Annotated in this window: 22 protein-coding genes; 7 read left to right on the forward strand and 15 right to left on the reverse strand. The window is 68.0% G+C overall.

Going from position 1 to position 22,993, the window contains the following annotated elements:
- Nucleotides 1-134: 134 nt before the first annotated feature.
- Entirely contained in the window at nucleotides 135-836 is a 702-nt protein-coding gene (locus ACO2RV_RS09240; RefSeq protein ID WP_423292113.1) for a GntR family transcriptional regulator, read from the reverse strand.
- Between the two features lie 521 nt (nucleotides 837-1,357).
- Between ACO2RV_RS09240 and oxlT (ACO2RV_RS09245) the strand changes: the two genes are divergently transcribed.
- Together oxlT (ACO2RV_RS09245) and oxlT (ACO2RV_RS09250) are read left to right on the forward strand one after the other, a co-directional pair.
- Nucleotides 1,358-2,662 (forward strand): oxalate/formate MFS antiporter, encoded by a 1,305-nt coding sequence (gene oxlT / locus ACO2RV_RS09245; protein WP_423292115.1) that lies wholly within the window; start codon nucleotides 1,358-1,360, stop codon nucleotides 2,660-2,662.
- Between the two features lie 674 nt (nucleotides 2,663-3,336).
- The gene (oxlT, locus tag ACO2RV_RS09250; RefSeq protein ID WP_423292117.1) at nucleotides 3,337-4,650 is read left to right on the forward strand and encodes an oxalate/formate MFS antiporter; all 1,314 of its coding nucleotides are present in this window, start codon (nucleotides 3,337-3,339) and stop codon (nucleotides 4,648-4,650) included.
- A gap of 131 nt (nucleotides 4,651-4,781) precedes the next feature.
- On the opposite strand, the gene ACO2RV_RS09255 is transcribed toward oxlT (ACO2RV_RS09250), so the two are convergent.
- The gene (locus ACO2RV_RS09255) at nucleotides 4,782-5,228 is read right to left on the reverse strand and encodes an NUDIX hydrolase (protein WP_423292119.1); all 447 of its coding nucleotides are present in this window, start codon (nucleotides 5,226-5,228) and stop codon (nucleotides 4,782-4,784) included.
- A gap of 164 nt (nucleotides 5,229-5,392) precedes the next feature.
- Here ACO2RV_RS09255 and ACO2RV_RS09260 point away from each other — a divergent pair, with 164 nt between their 5' ends.
- Nucleotides 5,393-6,649: a lytic murein transglycosylase gene (locus ACO2RV_RS09260; protein WP_423292121.1), complete on the forward strand. Its 1,257-nt coding sequence runs from the start codon at nucleotides 5,393-5,395 to the stop codon at nucleotides 6,647-6,649.
- A gap of 3 nt (nucleotides 6,650-6,652) precedes the next feature.
- On the opposite strand, the gene ACO2RV_RS09265 is transcribed toward ACO2RV_RS09260, so the two are convergent.
- The 4 genes from ACO2RV_RS09265 to ACO2RV_RS09280 all read right to left on the reverse strand — a co-directional run bounded on the left by ACO2RV_RS09265 (nucleotide 6,653) and on the right by ACO2RV_RS09280 (nucleotide 10,558).
- Complete coding sequence (locus ACO2RV_RS09265) at nucleotides 6,653-7,540, reverse strand: cation diffusion facilitator family transporter (RefSeq protein ID WP_423292123.1); 888 nt, start codon at nucleotides 7,538-7,540, stop codon at nucleotides 6,653-6,655.
- A 139-nt stretch (nucleotides 7,541-7,679) separates the two neighbouring features.
- Nucleotides 7,680-8,588, reverse strand: a complete 909-nt coding sequence (locus ACO2RV_RS09270) for a sugar kinase (RefSeq protein ID WP_423292125.1) — start codon at nucleotides 8,586-8,588, stop codon at nucleotides 7,680-7,682.
- A 126-nt stretch (nucleotides 8,589-8,714) separates the two neighbouring features.
- Nucleotides 8,715-9,314, reverse strand: a complete 600-nt coding sequence (locus ACO2RV_RS09275) for a lysozyme inhibitor LprI family protein (protein WP_423292127.1) — start codon at nucleotides 9,312-9,314, stop codon at nucleotides 8,715-8,717.
- A gap of 38 nt (nucleotides 9,315-9,352) precedes the next feature.
- The gene (locus tag ACO2RV_RS09280; RefSeq protein WP_423292129.1) at nucleotides 9,353-10,558 is read right to left on the reverse strand and encodes a pyridoxal phosphate-dependent aminotransferase; all 1,206 of its coding nucleotides are present in this window, start codon (nucleotides 10,556-10,558) and stop codon (nucleotides 9,353-9,355) included.
- Between the two features lie 136 nt (nucleotides 10,559-10,694).
- Between ACO2RV_RS09280 and ACO2RV_RS09285 the strand changes: the two genes are divergently transcribed.
- The 4 genes from ACO2RV_RS09285 to ACO2RV_RS09300 all read left to right on the forward strand — a co-directional run bounded on the left by ACO2RV_RS09285 (nucleotide 10,695) and on the right by ACO2RV_RS09300 (nucleotide 14,591).
- The gene (locus ACO2RV_RS09285; RefSeq protein WP_423292131.1) at nucleotides 10,695-11,858 is read left to right on the forward strand and encodes a GNAT family N-acetyltransferase; all 1,164 of its coding nucleotides are present in this window, start codon (nucleotides 10,695-10,697) and stop codon (nucleotides 11,856-11,858) included.
- An 81-nt stretch (nucleotides 11,859-11,939) separates the two neighbouring features.
- Nucleotides 11,940-12,767 (forward strand): type I methionyl aminopeptidase, encoded by an 828-nt coding sequence (map, locus tag ACO2RV_RS09290; RefSeq protein ID WP_423292133.1) that lies wholly within the window; start codon nucleotides 11,940-11,942, stop codon nucleotides 12,765-12,767.
- A gap of 10 nt (nucleotides 12,768-12,777) precedes the next feature.
- Nucleotides 12,778-13,542: a RadC family protein gene (gene radC, locus ACO2RV_RS09295; protein ID WP_423292135.1), complete on the forward strand. Its 765-nt coding sequence runs from the start codon at nucleotides 12,778-12,780 to the stop codon at nucleotides 13,540-13,542.
- Between the two features lie 104 nt (nucleotides 13,543-13,646).
- Nucleotides 13,647-14,591 (forward strand): DMT family transporter, encoded by a 945-nt coding sequence (locus tag ACO2RV_RS09300; RefSeq protein ID WP_423292137.1) that lies wholly within the window; start codon nucleotides 13,647-13,649, stop codon nucleotides 14,589-14,591.
- Between the two features lie 10 nt (nucleotides 14,592-14,601).
- On the opposite strand, the gene ACO2RV_RS09305 is transcribed toward ACO2RV_RS09300, so the two are convergent.
- The 9 genes from ACO2RV_RS09305 to ACO2RV_RS09345 form a co-directional block, all read right to left on the reverse strand.
- Nucleotides 14,602-15,384 (reverse strand): AprI/Inh family metalloprotease inhibitor, encoded by a 783-nt coding sequence (locus tag ACO2RV_RS09305; protein ID WP_423292139.1) that lies wholly within the window; start codon nucleotides 15,382-15,384, stop codon nucleotides 14,602-14,604.
- A 5-nt stretch (nucleotides 15,385-15,389) separates the two neighbouring features.
- On the reverse strand, nucleotides 15,390-16,379 hold the full coding sequence (locus ACO2RV_RS09310) for a 2-hydroxyacid dehydrogenase (protein WP_423292141.1): 990 nt from the start codon (nucleotides 16,377-16,379) through the stop codon (nucleotides 15,390-15,392).
- 114 nt (nucleotides 16,380-16,493) lie between these two features.
- The gene (locus ACO2RV_RS09315; RefSeq protein ID WP_423292143.1) at nucleotides 16,494-16,985 is read right to left on the reverse strand and encodes a MarR family winged helix-turn-helix transcriptional regulator; all 492 of its coding nucleotides are present in this window, start codon (nucleotides 16,983-16,985) and stop codon (nucleotides 16,494-16,496) included.
- Nucleotides 16,986-17,094: 109 nt separating this feature from the next.
- The gene (locus ACO2RV_RS09320) at nucleotides 17,095-17,697 is read right to left on the reverse strand and encodes an NAD(P)H-dependent oxidoreductase (RefSeq protein WP_423292145.1); all 603 of its coding nucleotides are present in this window, start codon (nucleotides 17,695-17,697) and stop codon (nucleotides 17,095-17,097) included.
- A 1-nt stretch (nucleotide 17,698) separates the two neighbouring features.
- Complete coding sequence (locus ACO2RV_RS09325; RefSeq protein WP_423292147.1) at nucleotides 17,699-19,141, reverse strand: FAD-binding oxidoreductase; 1,443 nt, start codon at nucleotides 19,139-19,141, stop codon at nucleotides 17,699-17,701.
- The gene (locus ACO2RV_RS09330) at nucleotides 19,134-20,459 is read right to left on the reverse strand and encodes a cytosine deaminase (protein ID WP_423292149.1); all 1,326 of its coding nucleotides are present in this window, start codon (nucleotides 20,457-20,459) and stop codon (nucleotides 19,134-19,136) included. Before ACO2RV_RS09330 ends, ACO2RV_RS09325 begins: the two co-directional genes overlap by 8 nt.
- A complete protein-coding gene (locus ACO2RV_RS09335; protein ID WP_423292151.1) occupies nucleotides 20,456-21,235 on the reverse strand; it encodes an ABC transporter permease in 780 nt (259 codons plus the stop codon). Before ACO2RV_RS09335 ends, ACO2RV_RS09330 begins: the two co-directional genes overlap by 4 nt.
- Nucleotides 21,236-21,246: 11 nt before the next feature.
- A complete protein-coding gene (locus ACO2RV_RS09340) occupies nucleotides 21,247-22,050 on the reverse strand; it encodes an ABC transporter ATP-binding protein (protein ID WP_423292153.1) in 804 nt (267 codons plus the stop codon).
- A gap of 28 nt (nucleotides 22,051-22,078) precedes the next feature.
- On the reverse strand, nucleotides 22,079-22,990 hold the full coding sequence (locus ACO2RV_RS09345; RefSeq protein WP_423292155.1) for an agmatinase: 912 nt from the start codon (nucleotides 22,988-22,990) through the stop codon (nucleotides 22,079-22,081).
- Nucleotides 22,991-22,993: the final 3 nt, after the last annotated feature.

The raw sequence follows: 22,993 nt of genomic DNA on the forward strand, positions 1-22,993 counted from the left end.
ACCACGGCTCGGTGCGCATGGCGAGGGCGGCTGAACACTTTGCAGTCAGCGGCAGGCAAAAGTTCGGAAGCGGCGGGGCCGGCGTATTTCGGGCCGGCGCGCCGCGAAGGCGCCGCCGGCCGCACCGCCTCGTGTCAGGACGGGAACTTGCCGTGCTTTTCCACATGCGCGGCGAGGCCGAGCGTGTGCTCGCGCACGAGCCGCTCGGCGAGGTCGGCGTCGCGTCCCACCAGGGCGGCGATGATGGCCCGGTGCTCCTGCAGCGAGCGCTCGGAGCGATTCTCCTGCCGCACCGAGACGGCGCGGATGCCACGGATATGGATGAACAGGTTCTCGGTCATCTCGCCGATCATCTCGCAGCCGGACAGGCGGATGATGGTCTGGTGGAAGCGGATATTGGCGTCCGAGTACTCGTTCATATGGTTGGCGAGCGCCTCGTCCTCGAAATCGTGGAAGACGTCGCGCAGGCTTGCGAGGTCGCGGTCGCTGGCGCGGCTGGCGGCGAGGCGGGCGGCCATGCTCTCCAGTGCGGCCCAGACGATGATCATGTCGATGATCTCGCGCTTGGACTTGCGCACCACGAAGATGCCGCGGCGGGGCACGGAGCGGACGAAGCCCTCCTGCTCCAGCACGGTGAGCGCCTCGCGGATCGGCGTGCGGCTGACGCCGAGATCCTGCGAGAGCTGGCGCTCGTCCAGGCGGATCTCGCTCTCCTGGCCATACATGTCCATCTCGGTGATGGCCTTCTTGATGGCGTCATAGGCGAGCGTGCGCAGGCTGGTGTTCGCGGCGAGCGGCGCGATATTCAACCGGTTCTGGGGATCGGCGCTTTCCACGGGCTTCCTCGTCAATTCGTGTCGTTCTTGTTGTTGTTGTTGTGTCGGCCGCGCGTCGAAGCGGGTGCCCCGCGCGGGCTGGCCGTGCCGCCATGGTGATTCCCGGCGGTCACGACGGATAATAACATCATATAACATATACCGAATGTCCATCGCACGCCCCGGTGGCCGGCTGACGTGGCCGCACCGGGTTGCCGGCGTTTGCCCGGCGTCACCGGATTTTCCCGCGCTTCCCGCTGCCGCCGCCGGCCTGACGCAACTGTCGCCGGTGCCGTCGTTGCGGCATGCCGCAACGGAAGTAATCGCATGTATTCCCTAGCGTCATATTCCCATTGGGAATGTAGGAGCTGTGAAAATTTCGGGTACGTGGTATGCAAAATTTTGCATAATCCAAAAAACCGTAGTATGACGTCCGTAATAGCCGGACGCTGCCCCTGCGTGTGCTGTGCGTCCGGTGCGCAATCAATAAGAACAACATCAGTATCGTGCTGTCATTACGCTGGGAAACGTTCGAGGAAACAATGACAACTGCCGCAACGTCATCCGTGAATAAGACGCGCTGGTTCCAGCTCGTGTTCGGCGTCATCTGCATGTGCATGATCGCCAACATGCAGTATGGCTGGACCTTCTTCGTGAACCCGATGCAGGAAGCGCATGGCTGGGATCGCGCCGCGATCCAGGTCGCCTTCTCCATCTTCATCGTGACCGAGACCTGGCTGGTGCCGGTCGAGGGCTGGTTCGTCGACAAGTACGGCCCGCGCATCGTCGTGCTGTTCGGCGGCCTGTTCTGCGGCCTCGCCTGGGTGCTGAATTCCTACGCCACCTCGCTGACGACGCTGTACGTTGCGGCCGCGCTCGGCGGTATCGGCGCTGGCGCCGTCTATGGCACCTGCGTCGGCAATTCGCTGAAGTGGTTCCCGGATCGTCGTGGCCTCGCCGCGGGCATCACCGCCGCCGGCTTCGGCGCGGGTTCGGCCCTCACGGTCATCCCGATCCAGAACATGATCAAGAATCAGGGCTACGAGGCCGCGTTCTTCTACTTCGGCATCGGCCAGGGCATCGTCATCTTCATCTTCGGCCTGTTCCTGATGGCGCCGAAGAAGGAGCAGATCGCGGCCGTCGCGGCGAAGGTCGCCGCCAGCGTGAAGCAGAGCGCGCGCGATTTCTCGCCGAAGGAGATGCTGACCAGCCCGCTGTTCTGGGTGATGTATGCGATGTTCGTCATGATGGCCGCCGGCGGCCTGATGGCGACCGCCCAGCTCGGCCCGATCGCCAAGGATTTCGGCATCGCCGACATTCCGGTCAGCCTCATCGGCATCACCCTGCCGGCGCTCACCTTCGCCGCCGCGATCGACCGCGTGCTGAACGGCCTGACCCGTCCGTTCTTCGGCTGGGTGTCGGACCAGATCGGCCGCGAGAACACGATGTTCATCGCCTTCGCCATCGAGGGCGTCGGCATCTACGCGCTCTCGGTGCTCGGCACCAACCCGGTGCTGTTCGTCATCCTGACCGGCCTCGTCTTCTTCGCCTGGGGCGAGATCTACTCGCTGTTCCCGGCGATGTGCGGCGACGCCTTCGGCTCGAAGTTCGCCACCACCAATGCCGGCCTGCTCTACACCGCCAAGGGCACCGCCGCGCTGATCGTGCCGTTCACCTCGATCCTCACCACCGTGACCGGCAGCTGGCACGCGGTGTTCGTCTCGGCCGCGGCGCTCAACATCATCGCCGCCGTCATGGCGCTCGTGGTGCTCAAGCCGCTCTCCGCCGCTCATGGCCGCCGCGCCGCGAGCCTGGCTTCCGCCAAGAAGGTGGTCGCCGCCGAGTAGTCCTCCGCTGCACCATCGACGCTTCACAGGGCGCGCCTTCGGGCGCGCCCTTTTTGTTTGCGGTGGTTCTTGCGCCTTCCGCGCGCGTCGGCGGGGTGTCTGACGTGGTTCGGACGGCGCCGGGCGCTCTGGCTTTTTTCCAATTTAGAATCGTAATCGCCACGCCACGAGCGGGGGCTCGCCCGTTCTCTGCGCCGAGGGCTCGCTGGCATTCAGTGTAGGGCGTGATTATTCGTTCGATTATATTCCTCAGCGTTATCGCTATTCATTTGTCATTTATTCTTCATATATCGCAGGGGAAGGATACTCCGTCATGTGGATATCTATTCACATACCGCGAAAGCGAAAGTGATAATTACACTTTGACTTTATGCTTACGAAGCTGTCGAAGAGTCATAAATGCCAATTGGCATACATAATATTGTGGATTATGATCATTCCTCAGCGGGTCGGATCCGCGACCCTGCGTCAGGCGCGATTCAGCCGAATGCGCCGCTGCGTCAGGGTGAGGAAGCCGCAACCTATTGGGACGAGTGCGCCGCTTCGGCGGTCGCTGGGGGAGGGAAGAAGCCGCCCCCGGCCAATGACAAGTCGGCGTCCGGCCGCATGGCCAGGAACGACCGCAACAACAAGCCGATCCGCGGCGAATTTCGATTTGGGAGAGGAGATCGCCCTTGAGTACGTCCATCGCGTCGGCACAGGCGCCGGCGAATAATCTGCGCTGGGTTCAGCTGATCTGCGGCATCATCTGCATGGTGGCCGCCGCCAACATCCAATATGCCTGGACGCTGTTCGTCCCGGAAATCACCCGTGAATTCGGCTGGTCGCGCGCGGCGATCCAGACCACCTTCACCATCTTCGTCGTGGTGCAGACCTGGCTCGCCCCGATCGAGGGCTACTTCATCGACAAGTACGGCCCGCGGGTCATGGTCATGATCGGCGGTCTGTTCACCGGCGCGTCGTGGATGGTGAACTCCTATGCCGACACGCTGACCATGTATTATGTCGGCGCGATCATCGGCGGCATCGGCGTCGGCTGCGTCTACGCGACCTGCATCAACGCGGCGATCAAGTGGTTCCCGGAGAAGCGCGGCCTCGCGGTCGGCCTCACCGCCGGCGGCTATGGCGCGGGCTCGGCCCTCACCATCCTGCCGATCGCCAACATGCTGGCCACGAGCGGCGTGTCCGAGACCTTCTGGTTCTTCGGCCTCATCCAGGGCGGCGTGATCATTGTCGCCTCGCTGTTCCTCAAGGCTCCCCCGAAGGGCCTCAAGGGCTCCGACCGCGTGGCGCAGAGCCGCCGCGACTACGAGCTCGGCGAAGCCCTGCGCACCCCGGTGTTCTGGGTTCTGGCCGCGATGTTCATCGGCACCGTCACTGGCGGTCTGATGGCGGTGGCCCAGCTCGGCGTGATCGCCGAAGACCTCGGCGTGAAGAACTTCCAGGTGAACCTCTACTTCATCACCATGGCGGCTCTGCCTTTCGCGCTCATGCTCGACCGCGTGCTGAACGGCATCTCGCGTCCGCTGTTCGGCTGGATCTCCGACCATATCGGCCGTGAGAAGACCATGTTCGTCGCCTTCGCCATGGAAGGCCTCGGCATCGTCGCGCTCGGCACCTTCGGCCATAATCCGTGGGCGTTCCTCATCCTCTCGGGCATGGTGTTCCTGGCCTGGGGCGAGGTGTACTCGCTGTTCTCGGCGACCGCCGCCGACACGTTCGGAACTAAGAACGTCGCCAAGATCTACGGCACCCTCTATTGCGCCAAGGGCGTCGCGGCACTGCTGGTGCCGTTCGGCAACCTGCTGATGGAAGCGACCGGCACCTGGTCGTCGGTGCTCTACACCGTCGCCGCGATGGACCTGTCGGCCGCCTTCGCCGCCATCCTCGTGCTGCGCCCGATGCTGAAGAAGCATCACGCGGCCAACGCGGTCTGGGCCAAGGAGAACGGCATCACCCTGGCGCCCGCCACGGCCGGCGGCCACTGAGCCCGGCTACCGAACTCGGGAAGGGGACCGCGGCGGTCCCCTTCACCGACCGACATATGAGAAGGGCCTCCGTCGGGAGGCCCTTTTTCTTTGAGCGGCGGAACGAAAGGCGGGCCGTGCCGGCTGCGGCGTCAGGCGGCATCCGCGATGGCGAGTGCCAGATCGGCGAGATACTCGACCTTCGCACTCGCGCCCGGCCCCAGCGCGGTGAGAGCGGCGCGGTCGAACCATTGCGCCTCCAGCGCGTCGTCCGCCGCCTCGCCTTCGCCGGCGCGCCAGCGGCAGAGCACGGAGATCATCGCGAAATGGTGGGCGAGGCGGCCGGCCGAATCATGCTCGATGAAGTCCAGCACGGTGATGAGCCGGGGCGCATCGGCGCGGATGCCGGTCTCCTCGTCGAGTTCGCGCAGCGCCGCGTCGAGATGGCTCTCGCCCATCTCCATGCGCCCGCCCGGAAAGCCCCACAGCCCCTGGTCCGGCGGATTGGCCCGCCGTACCAGCAGCACCTCGCCCGCCCGCACGACGACGGCGAGCACGGCGGGAACGGGGCGGGTGAGGGGGAAGGTAGTCTGGGTCATCGGTTGCAATCCATCATGCCGTCATTCCCGAGCAAGCCCGGCCAGGACGGAACGCGGGGCTGCTCCATCTTCGCACGCACGAGCGGAGCCTTTCTACCGCGCCGCCGCCGCATTCCTGTAGATTGCTGATTCGGGAAACGCTCCACCGCACTACGGGGATATGCATGCGCCGCTCGACCCTCCCGCTCCGCACGGCCGGCCAGATCGCCGCCGTCGCCGCCGCTCTGATGGTGCCACTCCTCGATGCCGGCGCCGTTTCGGCCCAGCAGCCCCCGCAAGCCTGCGGCAATAATGGCGCGGGGTTCGACCAGTGGCTCGCCGGTTTCAAGCAGCAGGCCATCGCCCAGGGCGTGTCGCCGCGCACCGTCGCCGCGGCGCTGAACGGCATCACCTACGACGCCAACGTCGTCGGCACCGACCGTGGGCAGAAGGTGTTCGCACAGAGCTTCTTCGAATTTTCCGACCGAATGGTCGCGAATTACCGCATCCAGCAGGGGCGGGCGCTGATCCAGAAGAATCAGGCGCTGTTCGACCGGATCGAGCAGCAGTTCGGCGTGCCCGGCGCGGTGCTGGTGGCGTTCTGGGGGCTGGAGACCGATTTCGGCGCCTTCATGGGCGACAAGAACACGCTGCGCTCCGTCGCCAGCCTCGCCTGGGACTGCCGCCGGGCGGAGATGTTCCGCACCCAGCTCATGGCGGCGCTGAAGATCATCGATCGCGGCGACCTCACGCCGCAGACCATGCGCGGGCCCTGGGCGGGCGAACTCGGCCAGTTCCAGTTCCTGCCTGATCATTACTGGAATTACGGTGTCGACTTCGACGGCGACGGCCGCGTCGACCTCATCCGCTCGGCGCCCGACGCGCTCGCCTCGGCGGCCAACTACATCAAGGCGCTGGGCTGGCAGCGCGGCCAGCCCTGGCTGGAGGAAATCCGGGTGCCGCCGAACCTGCCCTGGGACCAGGCGGACCTGTCGATCAAGCTGCCGCGCGCGCAGTGGGCGCGCTTCGGCGTGGCGCGGGCCGGCGGCGGGCCGCTGCCGGCGGACAATCTGCCCGCCTCGGTGCTGCTACCGATGGGCCGCAGCGGGCCGGCCTTCCTCGTCTATCCCAATTTCAACGTCTTCACCGAGTGGAACAACTCGCTCACCTATGCGACCTCGGCGGCCTATCTGGCGGCCCGTGTCGCCGGCGCGCCGCCGTTCAACCGGGGGGCGGGCAAGGCGATTCCCGTATTGTCGCAGTCGCAGGTGATCGAATTGCAGCGCCTGCTCAACGCGCGCGGCCACCATGTCGGCCGGGTCGACGGCATCACCGGCTCGGCGACGCGGCAGGCGGTGAAGGTCGAGCAGATGCGGCTCGGCCTGCCGGCCGATTCGTACCCGACGCCCGATCTGCTGGCCGCGCTGCGCGCCGGGCGTTGAGGCTCACAGCACGGGAATGCCGTGCTGCTTGGCCTTCACTTCCGGCTCGACATGGATGTGGACGAGGATGTCGGCCACCTCCGCTTCCAGCGCGTCCTCGATGCGGTCGCAGATGGCGTGTGCCTCGCTGACCGGCATCTCGCCGGGTACGACGAGGTGGAAGTCGACGAAGATCATGCGGCCGGCCTGGCGCGTGCGCAAGTCGTGCGCCTCGATCGCACCGGTCGCCTCCGCCGCGATCAGCTGGCGGATGCGTGCCAGCGTCTCGCTCGGCACCGCCTGGTCGAGCAGCCCGCCGACACTCTCCTTCAGCACCTTCCAGCCCGACCACAGGATGTTGAGGGCGACCAGCGCCGCCAGGATCAGGTCGAGCCTCTCCCAGCCGCTCAGCGCGGCGACGATGACGCCGAGCAGCACGCCCGCCGAGGAGATGACGTCGGTGAGCAGGTGCCGGCCGTCGGCGATGAGGGCGGGCGAGCGGGCCCGGCGCCCCGTGCGCATCAGCACGGCGCACCAGACGGCATTGATGACGCCGGCCGCCGCATTGACCGCCAGCCCGCGCGGCGCGGCGTCGAAGGGCTGCGGATCGAGCCAGCCGAAATAGACCTCGCGGAAGATCGACAGCGCGGCCACCACGATGAGCACACCGACGATGACGGCGGAGAAATACTCAGCCTTGGCATAGCCATAGGGGTGGGCGGCGTCGGCCGGCTTGGCGCTGACCCGCAGCGCCAGCACCGCCACCACCGCAGTGGCGACGTTGACGATGCTCTCCAGCGCGTCGGAATAGAGCGCGATGCTGCCCGTCAGCACGAAGGCGAGATATTTCAGCCCCAGCACGAGGATGCTGATGCCGACATTGATCAAGGCGATCCGTGAGGTCAGGGTCATCCGCGTCGCCGCTCGTTCCGGTGCGTATCCGGCGCCCGGCGCCGCTTGTCGCAGCGCTTAGAGCGTAAGCGGCAAAAAATCAAGTAACTCCAAATACTTGCAAGTCATTCTCAGAAGCATTCGCGTGGCGTCGTGCCGCTCACGCATTGACCGCGCGCGGCATGATCGCGCCGCGATGGCGGATTACCCGCCCGGCGAGGTCATGGCCGGCCTCAGCGGCCGCGGCGGGCGCGGCGCCATTGAGGCGAGCGGCGAGATAGGCGGCGTTGAAACTGTCGCCGGCGGCGGTGGTGTCCACCGGCTCGACCGGCTGGGGGACCGGCACGAGATGCGACGTGCCGCCAAAAAACACCAGCGCGCCTTCGCCGCCGTTCTTCACCACGACCTCCGGCACGCCAAAGGTTGCCAGCCGCTCGCCAACGGCGGCGGGCGAGCCGTCTCCCCACAGCATCACCTCGTCCTCGAAGGTGGGCAGGGCGATGGTGGTGCGCTTGAGTGTCTGGGCATAGACGGTGCGGGCACGAGCGAGGTCGCCGCCCCAGCCGCGCGGACGGAAATTGCCGTCGAAGACGATGCGCGCGCCCCGCTCGCGGGCGAACTCCAGCGTCGCCAGCAGACGGCCGAGGCCGACATTGGAATAGAGCGACAGGGTGATGCCGGAGAGGTAGATGACGCTCGCCTCGATGATCGCCTCGGCGACGGTCTCCCAGCCCGGCAGTTCGAACAGCTCGCGGGCCGGCGAGGTATCGCGCCAATAGGTGAAGCTGCGCTCGCCGCGCGCGTCGGTGTCGATGACATAAAGCCCGACATTGCGGCCCGGCACGCGCAGCATCTGCCCGGTGCCGATGCCCTCGGCCTCGGCGGCGGCGCGGATAGCGTCGGAATAGCGGTCATCGCCGAGCGCAGTGGCGTAGGCCACCTCGACACCGGCGCGGGCGAGGTAGATGGCGGTGTTGAAGGTATCCCCGCCATAGGCCGCGCCGTAGCGCCCATCCGCGCCACGCGCGAATTCGGCCATGACCTCGCCGATCGAGATGACCTTGGACATGTGTCCTCCTTCGGCGAACTGCCGTTTATTGCCTGCCCTGCATCGGGGCGGGAGACTCGCCCCATTCGGCGGCGAGGGCAAGCGCATCGGCCGGCGTGCGCGCAAACATTGGGGTCCGGCGCGCGCTCACTGCGGCTGAGCGGGCATATCGATGATGCGGACGGGACTGCTGACCAGAGGGGCGGCCGGTGCCGATTCGGATGGGGCGGGCGGCACGGCCGCCGCCTCGTCCGGTGCGGGGGCCTCGGGCTCCGGCGCGGGCACATAGGCTGGCAGCTCGTAGCGCCGCTCGATATCGGCGGCCCGTGTCTCGTTCAGCCCGGTGAGACAGCTCATCCGCTGCTCCAGCACGCCGACGCCGCCGAGGCGCCCGCCGATCGTCTTCTGGCCGCCGCCGCCCTCATAGGGGGCGATGCTCTGGCATTCGAAGTTGCGCCAGTTCACGAACCGGCTCTGCGCCTCGTCGAGCAGCGCGATCCAGCGCCTGCGCTGCGCCGGCTGGAGTTCCGCGCGCGCCTCGATCGCCTCCCGCGCCGCCGCGACGACGTGCTCGACATGGCGCTCGCTGGCCCGTTGCGCCCGGCTGAGGCAGTCGAGATAGACGCGGGGCTCCCCCGTGCCGCGCACGCAGGCGGGCGTTTCCTCCGCCCGCGCGGGTAGCGCGAGAATGGCGATCGGCGCCAGCGCGAGCGCGCATTTCAGTAGCGGGACGACGGCGTGCGGCACGTCTCGGCTCCTTACTGTGGCGGTGGTTCAGTCGGTCCTCAGGCCGCCCGTGCCTCATCGAGGAAGCGGCCCATGCGCTCCAGCGCGCGGGTGATGTTCTCCGCCGAATTGGCATAGGACAAGCGGATATAGCCTTCGCCATGCACGCCGAAATCCGGGCCGCCAATGGTGGCGACGCCGGCCTCGTCGAGCAGGGTCGCGGCGAGCTTCTTGGCCGATGTCCAGCCGGTGCCCGCGATGTTGGGGAAGGCGTAGAAGGCGCCCTTCGGCACGGCGCAGGAGACGCCCTCCAGTGCGTTGAGCCCCGCGACCACCAGATGGCGGCGGCGGTCGAATTCGGCGAGCATGCGGGTCACGCAGTCCTGCGGGCCGGTGAGGGCGGCGATGGCGGCGAACTGGGCCGGCGCGTTGACGCAGGACCAGGCATTGACCGCGAGCTTGCGCATCGCCTCGAACAGCCCCTCCGGCCACAGCGACCAGCCGAGCCGCCAGCCGGTCATGGCATAGGTCTTCGACCAGCCATTGAGCAGGATCAGCCGGTCGCGGATCTCGGGATAGGCCAGCAGCGTGGTGTGGGCCTCGCCGTCGAACAGGAACTGGTCGTAGATCTCGTCGGACAGGATCACCACCTGCGGATGCGCGGCCAGCCCCGCGACCAGCTTGTCGATCTCCGCCTTGGGGGTGATGCCGCCGGTCGGGTTGGCGGGCGAATTCAGGATGAGGAGGCGCGTCTGCGGGGTGATGAGCGACAGCGTCTCCTCCGCCGAGAAGGCAAAGCCGTTCTCCTCGCGGATCGGCACCGGCACGGGCTTTGCGCCGGTGAACTCGATCATCGAGCGGTAGATGGGAAAGCCGGGGTCGGGATAGAGGATCTCCGCGCCCGGCTCGCCGAGCATGAGGATGGCGCTGAACATCGTCACCTTGCCGCCCGGCACGATCACCACCCGGCCGGGATCGATCTCCAGCGAGAAGCGCCGGTGGATGTCCCCCGCCACCGCCTCGCGCAGCGGCTGGATGCCGGTGGCCGGGGTGTAGCCGTGCTGGCCGTCGCGCAGCGCCTTCACCGCCGCCTCGACGATGTGCTCGGGGGTCGAAAAATCCGGCTGGCCGATGCCGAGATTGATGATGTCGCGACCCTGCGCCGCCAATGCGCCGGCGCGCGCCAGCACCGCGAAGGCATTCTCCTCGCCGATGCGCTCGAAGGCGGCGATAGGGTGGGGCCTGAAGCCGGCTGCTGGCGTCATCTGTTCCTCCGGTTCGGCTCTGCGGGCCGAATAGCGAGAAATCGCTTGTAGTTTGCGCAAAGCTGTCACACGGACAGCGCGGGGGTTCAAGTGCCGCGCGGATGTGAGTTTCGTGCCGGCGAAAGGGGGACGTGCCATGCCGCTGGACGACGCGCAATATCCTCTCGGCGACGTGGTCGATACCGCGCCGGCCCGGCGCCCCACGCGCGTGGTGATCCCCGGTACGCATGTCGATCTGGTGCCGTTCGATGCGGCCGCGCACGGCCCCGCGCTCTATGCGGCGGCGCACGGGCCGGAGAAGGAAGCGATCTGGGCCTATCTGCCCAACGGCCCCTATGAGGATTATGCCGCCTTCGACGCCAATTATCAGGCGGCGGCGCTGCGCGACGATCCGCTGATGTTCGCCATCATCGACAAGGCGAGCGGGGTCGCCGTCGGCCACGCGACCTATCTGCGGATCGACCCGGCGAACCGGACCATCGAGGTTGGCCACATTCTCTACACGCCGGCGCTGATGCGCACCCCCGGCGGCACCGAGGCCATGTATCTCATGGCCCGCCATGCCTTCGAGACGCTCGGTTACCGGCGCTATGAGTGGAAGTGCAACGCGCTGAACGCGCCCTCGCGCCGCGCCGCCCTGCGCTATGGCTTCCGCTTCGAGGGCATCTTCCGCCACCACATGATCGTCAAGGGCCGCAACCGCGACACCGCCTGGTTCGCCATGCTGGAAGAGGACTGGCCGCAGCTCGCCGTGGCGTTCGAGAGCTGGCTGGCGCCGGCCAATTTCGACACCGAGGGCCGGCAGATCGCCCCGCTCTCCCTGCTGAACGCCGCCGCGCTCGAGGTCGAGGGCCGGACCTTGCGCCGGGCCAGCCTGGAGGACCTTCCCGCCGTGGAGGCTGTGCAGCACGGGGCCTATGCGCGCAACCGCGCGCTGCTCGGCGTCGAGCCGGTGCCGCTGCTGTGGGACTATGCCCGCGTGTTCCGCGAGCGCGAGGTGTGGGTGCTCGACGGGGCGGCCGGTCTCGACGGCGTGCTGGTGCTGCAACTGCGCGCCGACGATCTGCTCACCGACAGCGTCGCGGTGTCGCCGATGGCGCAGGGCGGCGGGGTCGGCAACCTGCTGCTCGCGGCGGGTGAAACGCGCGCCCGGGCGCTCGGCCGGCGCACCGTGCGGCTCTATACCGGCGAGCCGCTCTCGGCCAATATCCACTGGTATCGCCGCAAGGGCTACTCCATCGAGCGCGTCGAGCAGATGCCCGACCGCCGGCTGGTGCACATGGCCAAGACGCTGGACTGAGGCGACCGCGCGGAGCCTTTCCTTGCGCGCGGCGGCGGATCGCTTACATTTGGGCAAAGCCCGATCACTGGACGTTGGATGATGAGTTACGTGGAGGCGGCCGGCGCGCCGCTGCGAAAGACCGGCCATATCAAGCTGCACGGGCCGGAAGGTTTCGCCGGCATGCGCAAGGCTGGCCACCTGGCCGCCGAGGCGCTCGACCTCGTGCACGAGATGGTGGCGCCCGGCGTCTCGACCAAGGCGATCGACGACGCGGTGTTCGAATTCGCCATGGACAACAACGCGCTGCCGGCGACGCTGATGTATCGCGGCTACCGCCACTCGACCTGCACGTCGATCAATCATGTCGTCTGCCACGGCATCCCCAGCGACAAGCCGATGCGCGAGGGCGACATCGTCAATGTCGACATCACGCTGATCGTCGACGGCTGGTACGGCGATTCAAGCCGCATGTACCCGGTGGGCGAGATTCCGCGCCGGGCCGAGCGGCTGCTCGACGTCACCTATGAATCGCTGCTGCGCGGCATCGCCGAGGTGAAGCCGGGCCACCATGTCGGCGACATCGGCGCGGCGATCCAGGAATTCGTCGAGCCCTTCCACATGAGCGTGGTGCGCGACTTCTGCGGCCACGGCGTCGGCCAGCTGTTCCACGACGAGCCGAACATCGTGCATGTCGGCCGGCGCGGCGACGGGCCGGAGCTGCTGCCCGGCATGATCTTCACCATCGAGCCGATGATCAATCTCGGCCGGCCGCATGTGAAGGTGCTGTCCGACGGCTGGACCGCGGTCACGCGCGACCGCTCGCTCTCGGCCCAGTTCGAGCACGCCGTCGGCGTCACCGAAACCGGCTGCGAGATTTTCACCTTGTCGCCCAAGGGCTATCACAAGCCGATCTTCAGCAACGGATGAGCCCGGCTCCATGGCGCGGCGGCGGGGCGGGCTGAGCGGCGAGGCGGAACCGGAGGGCGAACTGCCCCCGGCAGCGCCTGTCGCCGACGGCTTCAACGAGCCCGCACCGCATTTCCTCGGCCATCGGACGAGGCTGCGCGAGCGGTTCCGCCAGTCGGGCGGGGATGCGCTGCCCGACTACGAACTGCTCGAACTCGTGCTGTTCCGCGCCGTGCCCCGCGCGGACGTGAAGCCGCTGGCCAAGGCGCTGGTGGACCGCTTCGGTTCCTTCGCCGAGGTGATCACCGCCACGCCCGCCCGGCTGCGCGAGGTGAAGGGCGTGGGCGAGGCGATCATCACCGAGTTCAAGCTGATCGGCGCCGCCGTGCAGCGGGTGACGCGCGAGGGGCTGAAGGCGCGCCCCGTGCTGTCCTCCTGGAGTGCGGTCATCGCCCATTGCCGGGCCTCCATGGCCTTCGCCGCGCAGGAGGAATTCCGCGTGCTGTTCCTCGACAAGCGCAACCAGCTGATCCTCGACGAGGTGCAGCAGCGCGGCACGGTGGACCACACGCCGGTCTATCCGCGCGAGGTGGTGAAGCGGGCGCTGGAGGTGGCGGCAAGCGCCGTCATCCTCGTGCACAACCACCCGAGCGGCGACCCGACGCCCTCGCAGGCCGATATTCAGATGACCAAGACCATCATCGATGTCGCCAAGCCGCTCGGCATCGAGGTGCACGACCACATCATCGTCGGCAAGGGCGGGCATGCCAGCCTGCGGGGGTTGCGGCTGATCTGATCCGCAGCTTTCGCGCCGTTGCTTCGACGGGAGAGGTGTGGGATGGCAGGGCTCGCCGAGGCGCGCGCCGTGCGCGCTGCGGGTGCCGAAGGTATCGCGCTGTCATGACTTCCCGAGAGGCGGCGTCCGGCGCCTCCCCCGCCATTCCGCTCTCCGCCTATGGCCATCTCCTCGCCATCTACATCGTCTGGGGCGGTTCCTACATGGCGGTGAAGGTGAGCCTTGCCGGCGGCCCGGCAGCCGTGACCGTGCTGCAGCTGCAATCGACGCGCCTGTGGCTCGCTTCGGCCTTGCTCGCGCTCGCCACCCTGGTGCGGCATGGCCTGCCGCCGCTTCCCTCCCGCCGCGACATCGCCATCTGTGTCGCCAGCGGCCTGGTCATGTGGATGGGTGGCAACGGGCTGGCGACGCTCGCCTCCCGCCATGCGACGTCGAGCTTCATCGTCATGGCGATGGGCGCGATCCCGCTCTGGGCCTGCCTGCTCGATCTCGTGGTCGAGCGAGTGGTGCCCTCGCGCCGGGTGGTGCTGGGGCTCCTGCTCGGCCTGTTCGGCTTGTTCCTCGTCGTTTCGCCGACTCTGATCGGCGGGCATGCGGTCATCATCGAGCCGGGCTATGCCGAGCTGACCGTGCTGCTGGTCATCGGCGCGGGACTGAGCTGGTCGTTCGGCACCATCATCCAGCGCCCGCTGATGCGGCGCCTGCGCCCGGAATGGGCGGCGACCTTTCAGATGCTGTCCGCGGCGGTGGTGCTGAGCGCGCTGGCGGTGGGCGAGGGGGCGCCGATCCCCAGCGCGCCGAATCTGCCGCAATGGCTCGCCTTCGGATTCCTCACCATCTTCGCCTCGGTGATCGGCCTCACCTCCTACATCAAGGTGATCGGCACGTTCAGCCCGATCATCGCCTCCACCTTCGCCTATGTGAACCCGATCATCGGCGTGTTGCTCGGCTGGATCATCCTCGGCGAGGAACTGGAGCCGGTTTCGCTCGCCGGCCTCGGCGTGGTGCTGGCGAGCATCGCCATCGTGCTGAGCCGGCGCTCGCGATAGGGCGCCCCGCTCAGGGCGCCCGGTTCAGCACCAGCGGGCGCGCCTCTTCCGGCACCTTCATCCAGCCGCCCTCCTCATTGGGAGCGAAGCGCAGCTGGCCGCCGCTCGCCGTTTCCAGTACCAGGTCGCCGCGATCGAGCCGCCAGCGCTCCGGCAGGGTGCGCCCGAGCAGCGGCGCGCAGCCCGGCTCGGGCGCGAGGCGGAAGGCATCTGCCGGTGCCGGCGCTTCCAGGAAGTCGATGCGGCAGCGCATGTTGCCGCCGGTGCGGGTCAGCTCCCATTGGCCGACGATGTCGGCAGGCTGCGCCGCCGGATCGGCAATCCTGGGATTGACGAGAAAATACACCCCGTCAGCCTCGCGCAGCGCTTCCCATGTGCCGCCGACGCCTTCGGTGAACTCCGCCGTCAGCCGTCCCTCGCCGTTGTAGAGCCGGATGGCATTGCCGGGGCCGGGAGCCCAGGAGGCGATGTCGGCGCTGAACAGGATCTGGGCTGCGCAGGCGGTGCGGTCGAACTCGACCGTGAAGGCGGCCGCGCGCGCCGGGTCCTTGCCGCGCTCGCGCAGCGGCTTGCCGCTTAGGGTCAGGGTGCAGTTGCGGTCGCCATCCGCATTGGTGAGGTGATAGGCACCGGCCAGCTGGGCCGCGGCCTCCTCCGGCGAGGGAGAATGCACCGCCGGCTCCTGCGCTGTCTCCCTGGGCGCTTCCTGCGCGAACGGCGTGGCGGCCGGTGCTGCAACCAGAGCAGCGACGGCGGCGAATGCAGCCAAGCCCTTCGAGCCGAACATCGCCATGCTCTTCACGCGCGCGCGGGCAGCGGCGTTTCGGGCACGGGCGTCAGCGGATCGCGGCCTTCCCGCCAGGCGAGCAGATTGTCGACCACCAGCTGCCCCATGGCATTGCGCGTGGCGTGGGTGGCGGAGGCGACATGCGGCAGCAGCACCACATTGTCGAGGGCGACCAGCTCGGCCGGCACATTGGGCTCATGGGCGAACACGTCCAGCCCGGCACTAGCGATCGTGCCTTGCTGCAGGGCACGGATCAGTGCCGGCTCGTCCACCACGGAGCCGCGCGCGACGTTGATGAATACGCCGGTCGGCCCGAGCGCGGCCAGCACATCGGCATTGATCAGATGCGTCGTTTCCGGCCCGCCCGGTATGATGGCGATCAGCACGTCGACATGGCGCGCCAGCGCGAGCAGGTCGGGGTAGTGGTCGTAGGGCAGGCCCTCGACCGCACGCCGGCTATGATAAGCGATCGGGCGCCCGAAGCCGGCAAGGCGACGAGCGATGGCCTGGCCGATGCGCCCCATGCCGACAAGGCCGATGGTGCGGTCGCGCAGCGTCGCAGTGAGGGGGAAGCCCCCCTGCGGCCACAAGCCGGCGCGCAGATGGCGTTCTGCCTGCGGAATCTGCCGAATGGTGGCCAGCAGCAGGCCGATGGTGAGGTCGGCCACCTCGTCGTCGAGCACGCCGGGCGTATTGGTGACGACGATGCCGCGCGCGGCAGCGGCCTCGACGTCCACTGCATCGTAGCCGACACCGAAATTGGCGACGATCTCCACCTTCGGCAGGCGCGCGAGCAGTTCACCCGTCACGCGGCGCTTGCCGCCGGCGGTGGAGCCGACGCCCGTCGCCACCGCACGGATGCGGCCTCCGACCTCGGCGAGCAACTGGTCGGCATCCCCCTGGTCGAGGCGATGAACGGTGAAATGTTGCGACAGCTGGGCTTCGACCATCGGCATCATCGGGCCGGTCTGCAGCAGATCGGGACGGGAGGGTTCGGCCATGATGGGCTCCTCGGCGCGGGGGAGCGTATTCGCCCTCAAAGCGCGGGCAGATTCAAGGCATGCCGTGCGGCAGGGTGAACGATGCGGGGGATACGGTGCCCGGCGTCGGCGACCTCAGGCGGTCTCGTCGGCGACCTCCACCTCGTCGTCGGGCTCGCTTTCGCTGACCGTGCCGAGCTGGCTGGAGAGGTTCTTCTCGATCTTGCGCAACAGTTTGCGCAGGCGTTTGCGGTCCTTGCCGTCGAGGCCGGTGACGATGACGTCCTCCAGCGACTCCCAGATCCCGTCGATGGCGCCGGCGCGCGACCGGCCCTCATCGGTGAGATGCACCCGCACGAGGCGCGCATCGCCGTCCGAGGCGCGGCGTTCCAGCAGCCCCTGCGCCGAAAGCCGGCCAACGGTCTTGGAGGCGGTCGGCGGGCGCACCCGCAGGGCCGCTGCCAGTTCCGTCATCGTCCGGCCATCTGATTCGGCGAGAAGCTTCAGCGCCGTCTCCTGGCCGGGGAACAGCCCGAGATCCTGCAGCCGGCGCGCCGCGAGGGCACGCTGCAGCCTGGCCGCGTGATGGAGCCGATGGCCGATGCTCTTCTCGAAGCCGTCCTTCATGGGCGTCCACGTCCTGTGATCGCGATGAGAGATGCGACGATGCAACTCAAGCGCGATGCCGTGACAGGAGCATGGCTGTAATCTGCTTCGCCGTCAAAGTTATACGAAACTACCCGCGTAAGGGTTGCAGGGACGCGAATTTCGCCTCCACCCTGACGAGAAAGGCGGTGCGCTTGGCGAGGCTGGCGGAGTCCATGCTGTGCAGCGCCAGCCAGAGTTTGCGCGCCCTGGGGTGGATGATGCCGCCCACGCCTTCCATGAGGATGCGCCGGCCCGGCTGTCCCACCCACAGCCACCAGTACCACGGAGAGCCGAGCGTGCTCACCGCCGCCAGCACGCGGATATTGGTGAGCCGGCGTTCCAGTGGCCGGAAGGGCTGCGGCATGCCGAAGGTCTCGAAAGGCACCAGCACGCGGTCGAGCCAGCCCTTGAGCAGGGCGGGAGGGCCGTACCACCAGGTGGGCGCGACGACGATGAGCGCATCCGCCTGCTTCACCCGCGCCAGATGGTCGGCAATGGTTCGGGTGTTCGCGCCGGGCGTGTGATAGGCGAGCCGCTCCTCGCGGCTCAGCACGGCGTCGAAGCCGCTGGCATAGAGATCGATGAGGTCGACCTCGTGCCCGGCGCGCTCCAGCCCACGGATGGTCGCGTCTCGCACGGCGGCGGTGAAGCTCTCGGCGACCGGGTGGCAATAGACGACCAGCGCGCGCATCTCACGCGGTTCCGTGATCGAGGGCCTGGGGCCGGGCGGCGAGCCCGGCGAAGAGATAGGTTTTCCCGCTCTCGAAGGCGAAATCGGGATGTTCCCAGGCGATCATCTTCCCGGGATTGAGCAGGCCGTTCGGGTCGGCTTCGCGCTTGAAGGCGAGTTGCACCGCGTCGGTCTGCTTCATGCCGCCTTCCTCCAGCGTGTAGCGGTGGGGATTGAACACGGGAATGCCGATGGCCTCGTGACGGGCGATGATCGCCTCCAGCCGCTCCTCGGTGGTGAAGCGCACCAGCGGCAGGCCGAAGCAGGTGATCTTGCCGTCGAACCGCACGAATTCGAGATGAACGGGCATCTCGTCGCCGAACTCCGCATGGATGCGCTCGACCAGCGCGAGCTGGTTCGGGAAGGGGTAGAGCGTCTGCAGATAGGTGATGGAGGGCTCGACGCGGAGCGCGCGCAGCGTGGTGTGGTTCCAGGCCAGCTCGTAGAGCGGCGGCAAGCTCTTGGCTTCCTCCGTGCCGACCCGGTCGGAATGGAACAGCACCCTGCCGCCCCAGCGCGCGGTGAAACTGTCGAACGCAGCGCCGGCGATGGGGGCGATCATGGCGAGCACGATGTGCTGCCCCTCGGGGAGATAGCGGCGGTGGCGCAGGAAAAAGCGCTGCGGCACCGGCGCGGCGATGACCGAGACCAGCTTCTTGAGGATGGCGTCCTGCTCCCCCAGCGCATTGGCATAGGCCGCCGCCTCGCCGAAGCTGTCGAAGCCGACGATCACCTGGATCCAGTCGAAGGCCGGCGTGAGGGGCATCTCGACCTCGAGGATGATGCCGTTGGTGCCATACGCATGGGCGACCTTCTGCACGTCCTCGCCGGTGAGCTGGAGGATGCGCGGGCTCGCCTCCATGGTGAGGATGCGCAACCCGATGATGTTGCCGAGGTCACGCAGGCCTCCCCAGGTGATCGAGCCGACGCCGCCCGAGCCGCCGGCTATGAAGCCGCCAATGGAGGCCGAGCGATAGGTGGAAGGGTGCAGGCGCAGCTCCTGTCCGGACGAGCGGCAGGCATTGTCGATGTCGGCGATGATCGCCCCGGTCTGCGCCCGCACCCGGCCGGTGGAGATTTCCAGCACCTTGTCGAGGCGGGAGAGATCCAGCACCACGCCACCGGCCAGCGGCATGGCCTGGCCGTAATTGCCGGTGCCGGCGCCACGCGGGGTGACCGGGATGGCAAGCGCGAAGCAGGCTTCCAGCACGCGCCGCACCTCCTCCTCGCTGGCGGGCGAGACGACGAGGTCGGCGCTCACCTCGTCGAGCTGGCGCTTGAGCGGCGGCGAGTACCAATAGAAGTCCCGGCTTTTCTGCCGCATCAGCGCCGGATTGTCCTCCAGCGCGATGCCGTCGAGCCGGGCCTTCAGCGCGGCAAGGTCATAGGCCGGATTCTCAGCCATTGCGGCGCTCCATCAACTCGTCGAGTTCGGCATAGTCGGGCGGCGTGGTGTCGATCGCCTTGCCCTGGCGCAGCACGGTCCGATCCGCCTGCGGGCGGGCGAGAAGCTCGTTCAGGCTGCGGGCGCTGAAGATCGAGAGATCCGCCGCGGCACCTACGCTAAGCGTACCAGCCCGTAGCCCCATCCGTCCGGCCGGCGTTCGCGCGATGATGGACGGCCAGTCGGCAAAGGGATGGTCGAGATGGGCAATGCGCGCCGCCTCGCGCCAGGTTTCCACCAGATCGAGGTCACCATAGGCATAGAACGGGTCGCGGGCATTGTCGCTCGCCACCATCACCTCGATGCCGCGCGCCTTCATCTCGTGCAGCAGCGTGACGCCGCGCCAGCGCGGCGTGCGGCCGCCGACCCGGTCCTGGAGGTAGAGGTTGCACATGGGCAGCGAGACCACGCCGATGCCGGCCTGTGCCGCCATGTCGAGCGTGCGGTCGACCTCCGTCTCGGTCTGCCGAGCGATGGAGCAGCAATGGCCGGTAAGAATCCGCCCGCCGAAGCGGCGCCGCAGCGCCGTCTCGGCGATGAGGGCGAGCGAACGGGCGGCGGGATCGGCGCTCTCGTCGACATGGAAGTCGAGATCGAGGCCATGGTGCTCGGCGGCCGCGAAGATGCGGTCCAGCCCATCCTGTAGTCCGGGCGACATGTAGGTGACGGCGCCGAGCACGCCCTGATGCGTGCGCACCGCCTCGACCAGCGGCGTGAACTCGGCATCGTCCAGTACGAGATCGATGGGCGTGAGCGCGACCGCCTGAAGCGCGATGCGATCCCGCCAGCGTTCGCGCATATCGCCGAAGACCGGCCAGGAAATCGCCGTTTGCGGGCCGATGGAATCGAGATGGGTACGGATGGCGACCGTGCCATGCGCGAAGGCGCAGCGTAGGGCGAAGTCCATCCGGCGGCGCACATCCTCCGCATGCCAGTTCGCCCGGCGGTCCGCATCGGCGGCGGCGAGCGCGCCGGCGAAGCTGCCGTCCGGGTTCGGCGCCCGCTTCCAGATGAAGCCCTTGTCGAGATGGGTGTGGATATCGACGAGGCCGGGCAGGATGAGCCGCCCGCCGAGATCGAGCCGGGGCAGCCCGGCGGATGCGGCGCCGGGCGGCGTCAGCGCCGCGACCCGGCCGTCCGCGATGGTGATGTCGAGCCGGGTAAGGCCCTCGGCATCCGCCGCGCCCGGCGACGCATCCAGCAGGTAGGCGGGTGCCCGGACATTGCCGAGCACATAGCCGGAGGGCAGATGGGCAAGATCGACGCTCGGCTTCGTCATCGCGCGTCCATTTCGCTCTCGTGCCAGCGCCGCAGCACCAGCCAGGAGATGAGGCTGAGCACGGCATAGATCAGGATGCCGGCCAGCGAGATCAGCAGCAGCGCCGCGAACAGCCGGGGAATGTTGAGACGGTAGGCCGATTCCACGATGCGGAAGGCAAGGCCGGAGCCTGCCCCGGCCGAGCCCGCCGCGATCTCGCCGACTACGGCGCCGATCAGCGCGAGGCCGCCGGCGATGCGCAGGCCGCCGAGGAAATAGGGCAGGGCGGTCGGCAGCTTCAGCTGCACCAGCGTCTGCCAGCCGGAAGCGCCGGACAGCCGGAACAGGTCGCGCAGATTGGGATCGATCGACTTCAGCCCGAGCGTCGTGTTCGACAGCACCGGGAAGAAGGCGACCAGCCAGGCACAGACCAGCACCGCCGAGTCGGTGGAGAGATAGATCAGCATGAGCGGCGCCACCGCGATGACCGGCGTCACCTGCAGGATCACCGCGATGGGGAACAGCGAGAATTCGACGATGCGCGAGGAGGCGAAAACCAGCGCCAGCGTGACGCCGCCAAGCACCGCGATGAGCAGCGCGATCAGCGTGGTCTCCAGCGTCACCAGCATGGACTGGAACAGCACCACCCGGTCGTTGAACAGCGTGGTGGCGACCAGCAGCGGGCTGGGCAGGATGTAGGGTGGCAGGTTGTTCAGTCGCACCACGGCTTCCCAGCCGATCACCACCAGCGCCAGCACGGCGAGGGGCAGCAGCCAGCGGAAGGGCGATTGCTCCATCGCGGCGCCCCCTATGCCGCTTCCATCGCCCGCGCCAGCGCGGTCGATGTCTCGCGGCACAGGCCGACATATTCGGGCGAGGTGCGGAAAGCCTCGTCGCGCGGCTGGTTCGGGTCGATCGCTACTTCTGCGTGGACCCGGCCCGGCCGGGCGCGGAACACCAGGATGCGCGAGGACAGGTAGACCGATTCGAACACCGAATGGGTGACGAAGACGATGGTGCAGCTGAGGCGCTTCCACACCTCCAGCAGATCGTTGTTGAGCTTGAAGCGGGTGATCTCGTCCAGCGCGGCGAAGGGCTCGTCCATCAGCAGCAGGCGCGGCTTCGTCACCAGCGCGCGGGCGATGGAGACGCGCATCTTCATGCCGCCGGAAAGCTCGCGCGGATAGGCGTCACGGAACTGCGACAGCCCCACCATCTCCAGCGCCTCCATGATGGCGGGTTCGGCCGCCCTCGCGCTCACCCCGGCGAGGCGCAGCGGCAGGTGGACATTGCCGAACACGCTGGCCCACGGCATCAGCGTCGGCTCCTGGAACACGAAGCTGATCGAGGGCCGGCCGCTGGCGCGCCGCGCGGTCTCCTCGCCATTCCAGTCGATGTGCCCCGCCGTCGGCTCGGCGAGGCCGGCGATGAGGCGCAGCGCGGTGGACTTGCCGCAGCCGGAAGGCCCGAGCAGCGACAGGAACTCGCCCTGCCGCACCTGCATGTCGAGGCCGTCCAGCGCCGTTACGGAGTTCGCGAACCGCTTGCCCACCCCCTTCAGGGCGAGAAGCGGCGCGGTGGCGGGTGGGGTGTCGTCTGTGGACAGCGTCATTCTCTCACGTCGTTTCAGACGAACCCGTCTATGCCTGCCGGACGACGGCGCCGATCGCATTGACCACAAGGCGCGCGGCGGTCAGCGCCGACAGGCCGTCAATGTCGGCCGGGGGATAGAGTTCGACAAGGTCGAACCCGGCGATCCTCGCGCGCTTACCCACGCCGGCGATCAGGTCGATCACCTGCGTATAGGTGAGGCCCCCCGGCGTGCGCGCCGCCACGCCCGGCATGATGCCGGGATCGAGGCCGTCGCAGTCGAGGGTGATGACGACTTGCGCACCGTCCGGAATATGCCGGAGAGCGGCGTCGACGCCCTGCGCGTGCACCTCGCGGGCGGTCACGAGGTGGCTGCCGAAGCTTCGCGCGGCCTCGATTTCCGTGCGGCGTGCGCTGCCGACGCTGCGGATGCCGACCTGCACCATGCCGGCGACATGGGGCATCTCGCTGGCCCGGCGCATCGGGTTGGAATAGCCGTAACGCTCGCCGAAGCGCTCGTCGCGCCAGTCGATATGGGCGTCGATTTGCAGGATCCAGATCGGTCCGTGCCCGGCAAAGGCGCTGAGGAAGGGAATGGGCACCGAATCGTCGCCGCCGATGAGGATCGGCACGGCGGGCAGCGCCAGCACCTCGCGCGTCTTCGCCTCGATCCGGGCACGGTTGCCCGCATTGTCGTGCATGATGGTGGGCACGTCGCCGGCGTCGGTGCAACACACCGGCCCGCCATCGAACAGCGGGCCGCCGAGATCGAAATCCCAGTGCTCGACGAGCGACGCCTCGCTCTGGCTCGCCGCGCGGATGGCGTCGGCGGCCAGAGCATAGCCGCTGCTGTCCTGGTCGGGGTAATTGCTGCCATGGCCGGCGCCGAAGATCACCGCACGGGGCGTGCGGCCTTCCGCGAGACGATCGGGCAGGCCGAGAAAGGGGTACGCGGCGGTCATTGC

The organism is Ancylobacter sp. VNQ12, assembly GCF_049445835.1.
Taxonomy (GTDB): Bacteria; Pseudomonadota; Alphaproteobacteria; order Rhizobiales; family Xanthobacteraceae; genus Ancylobacter.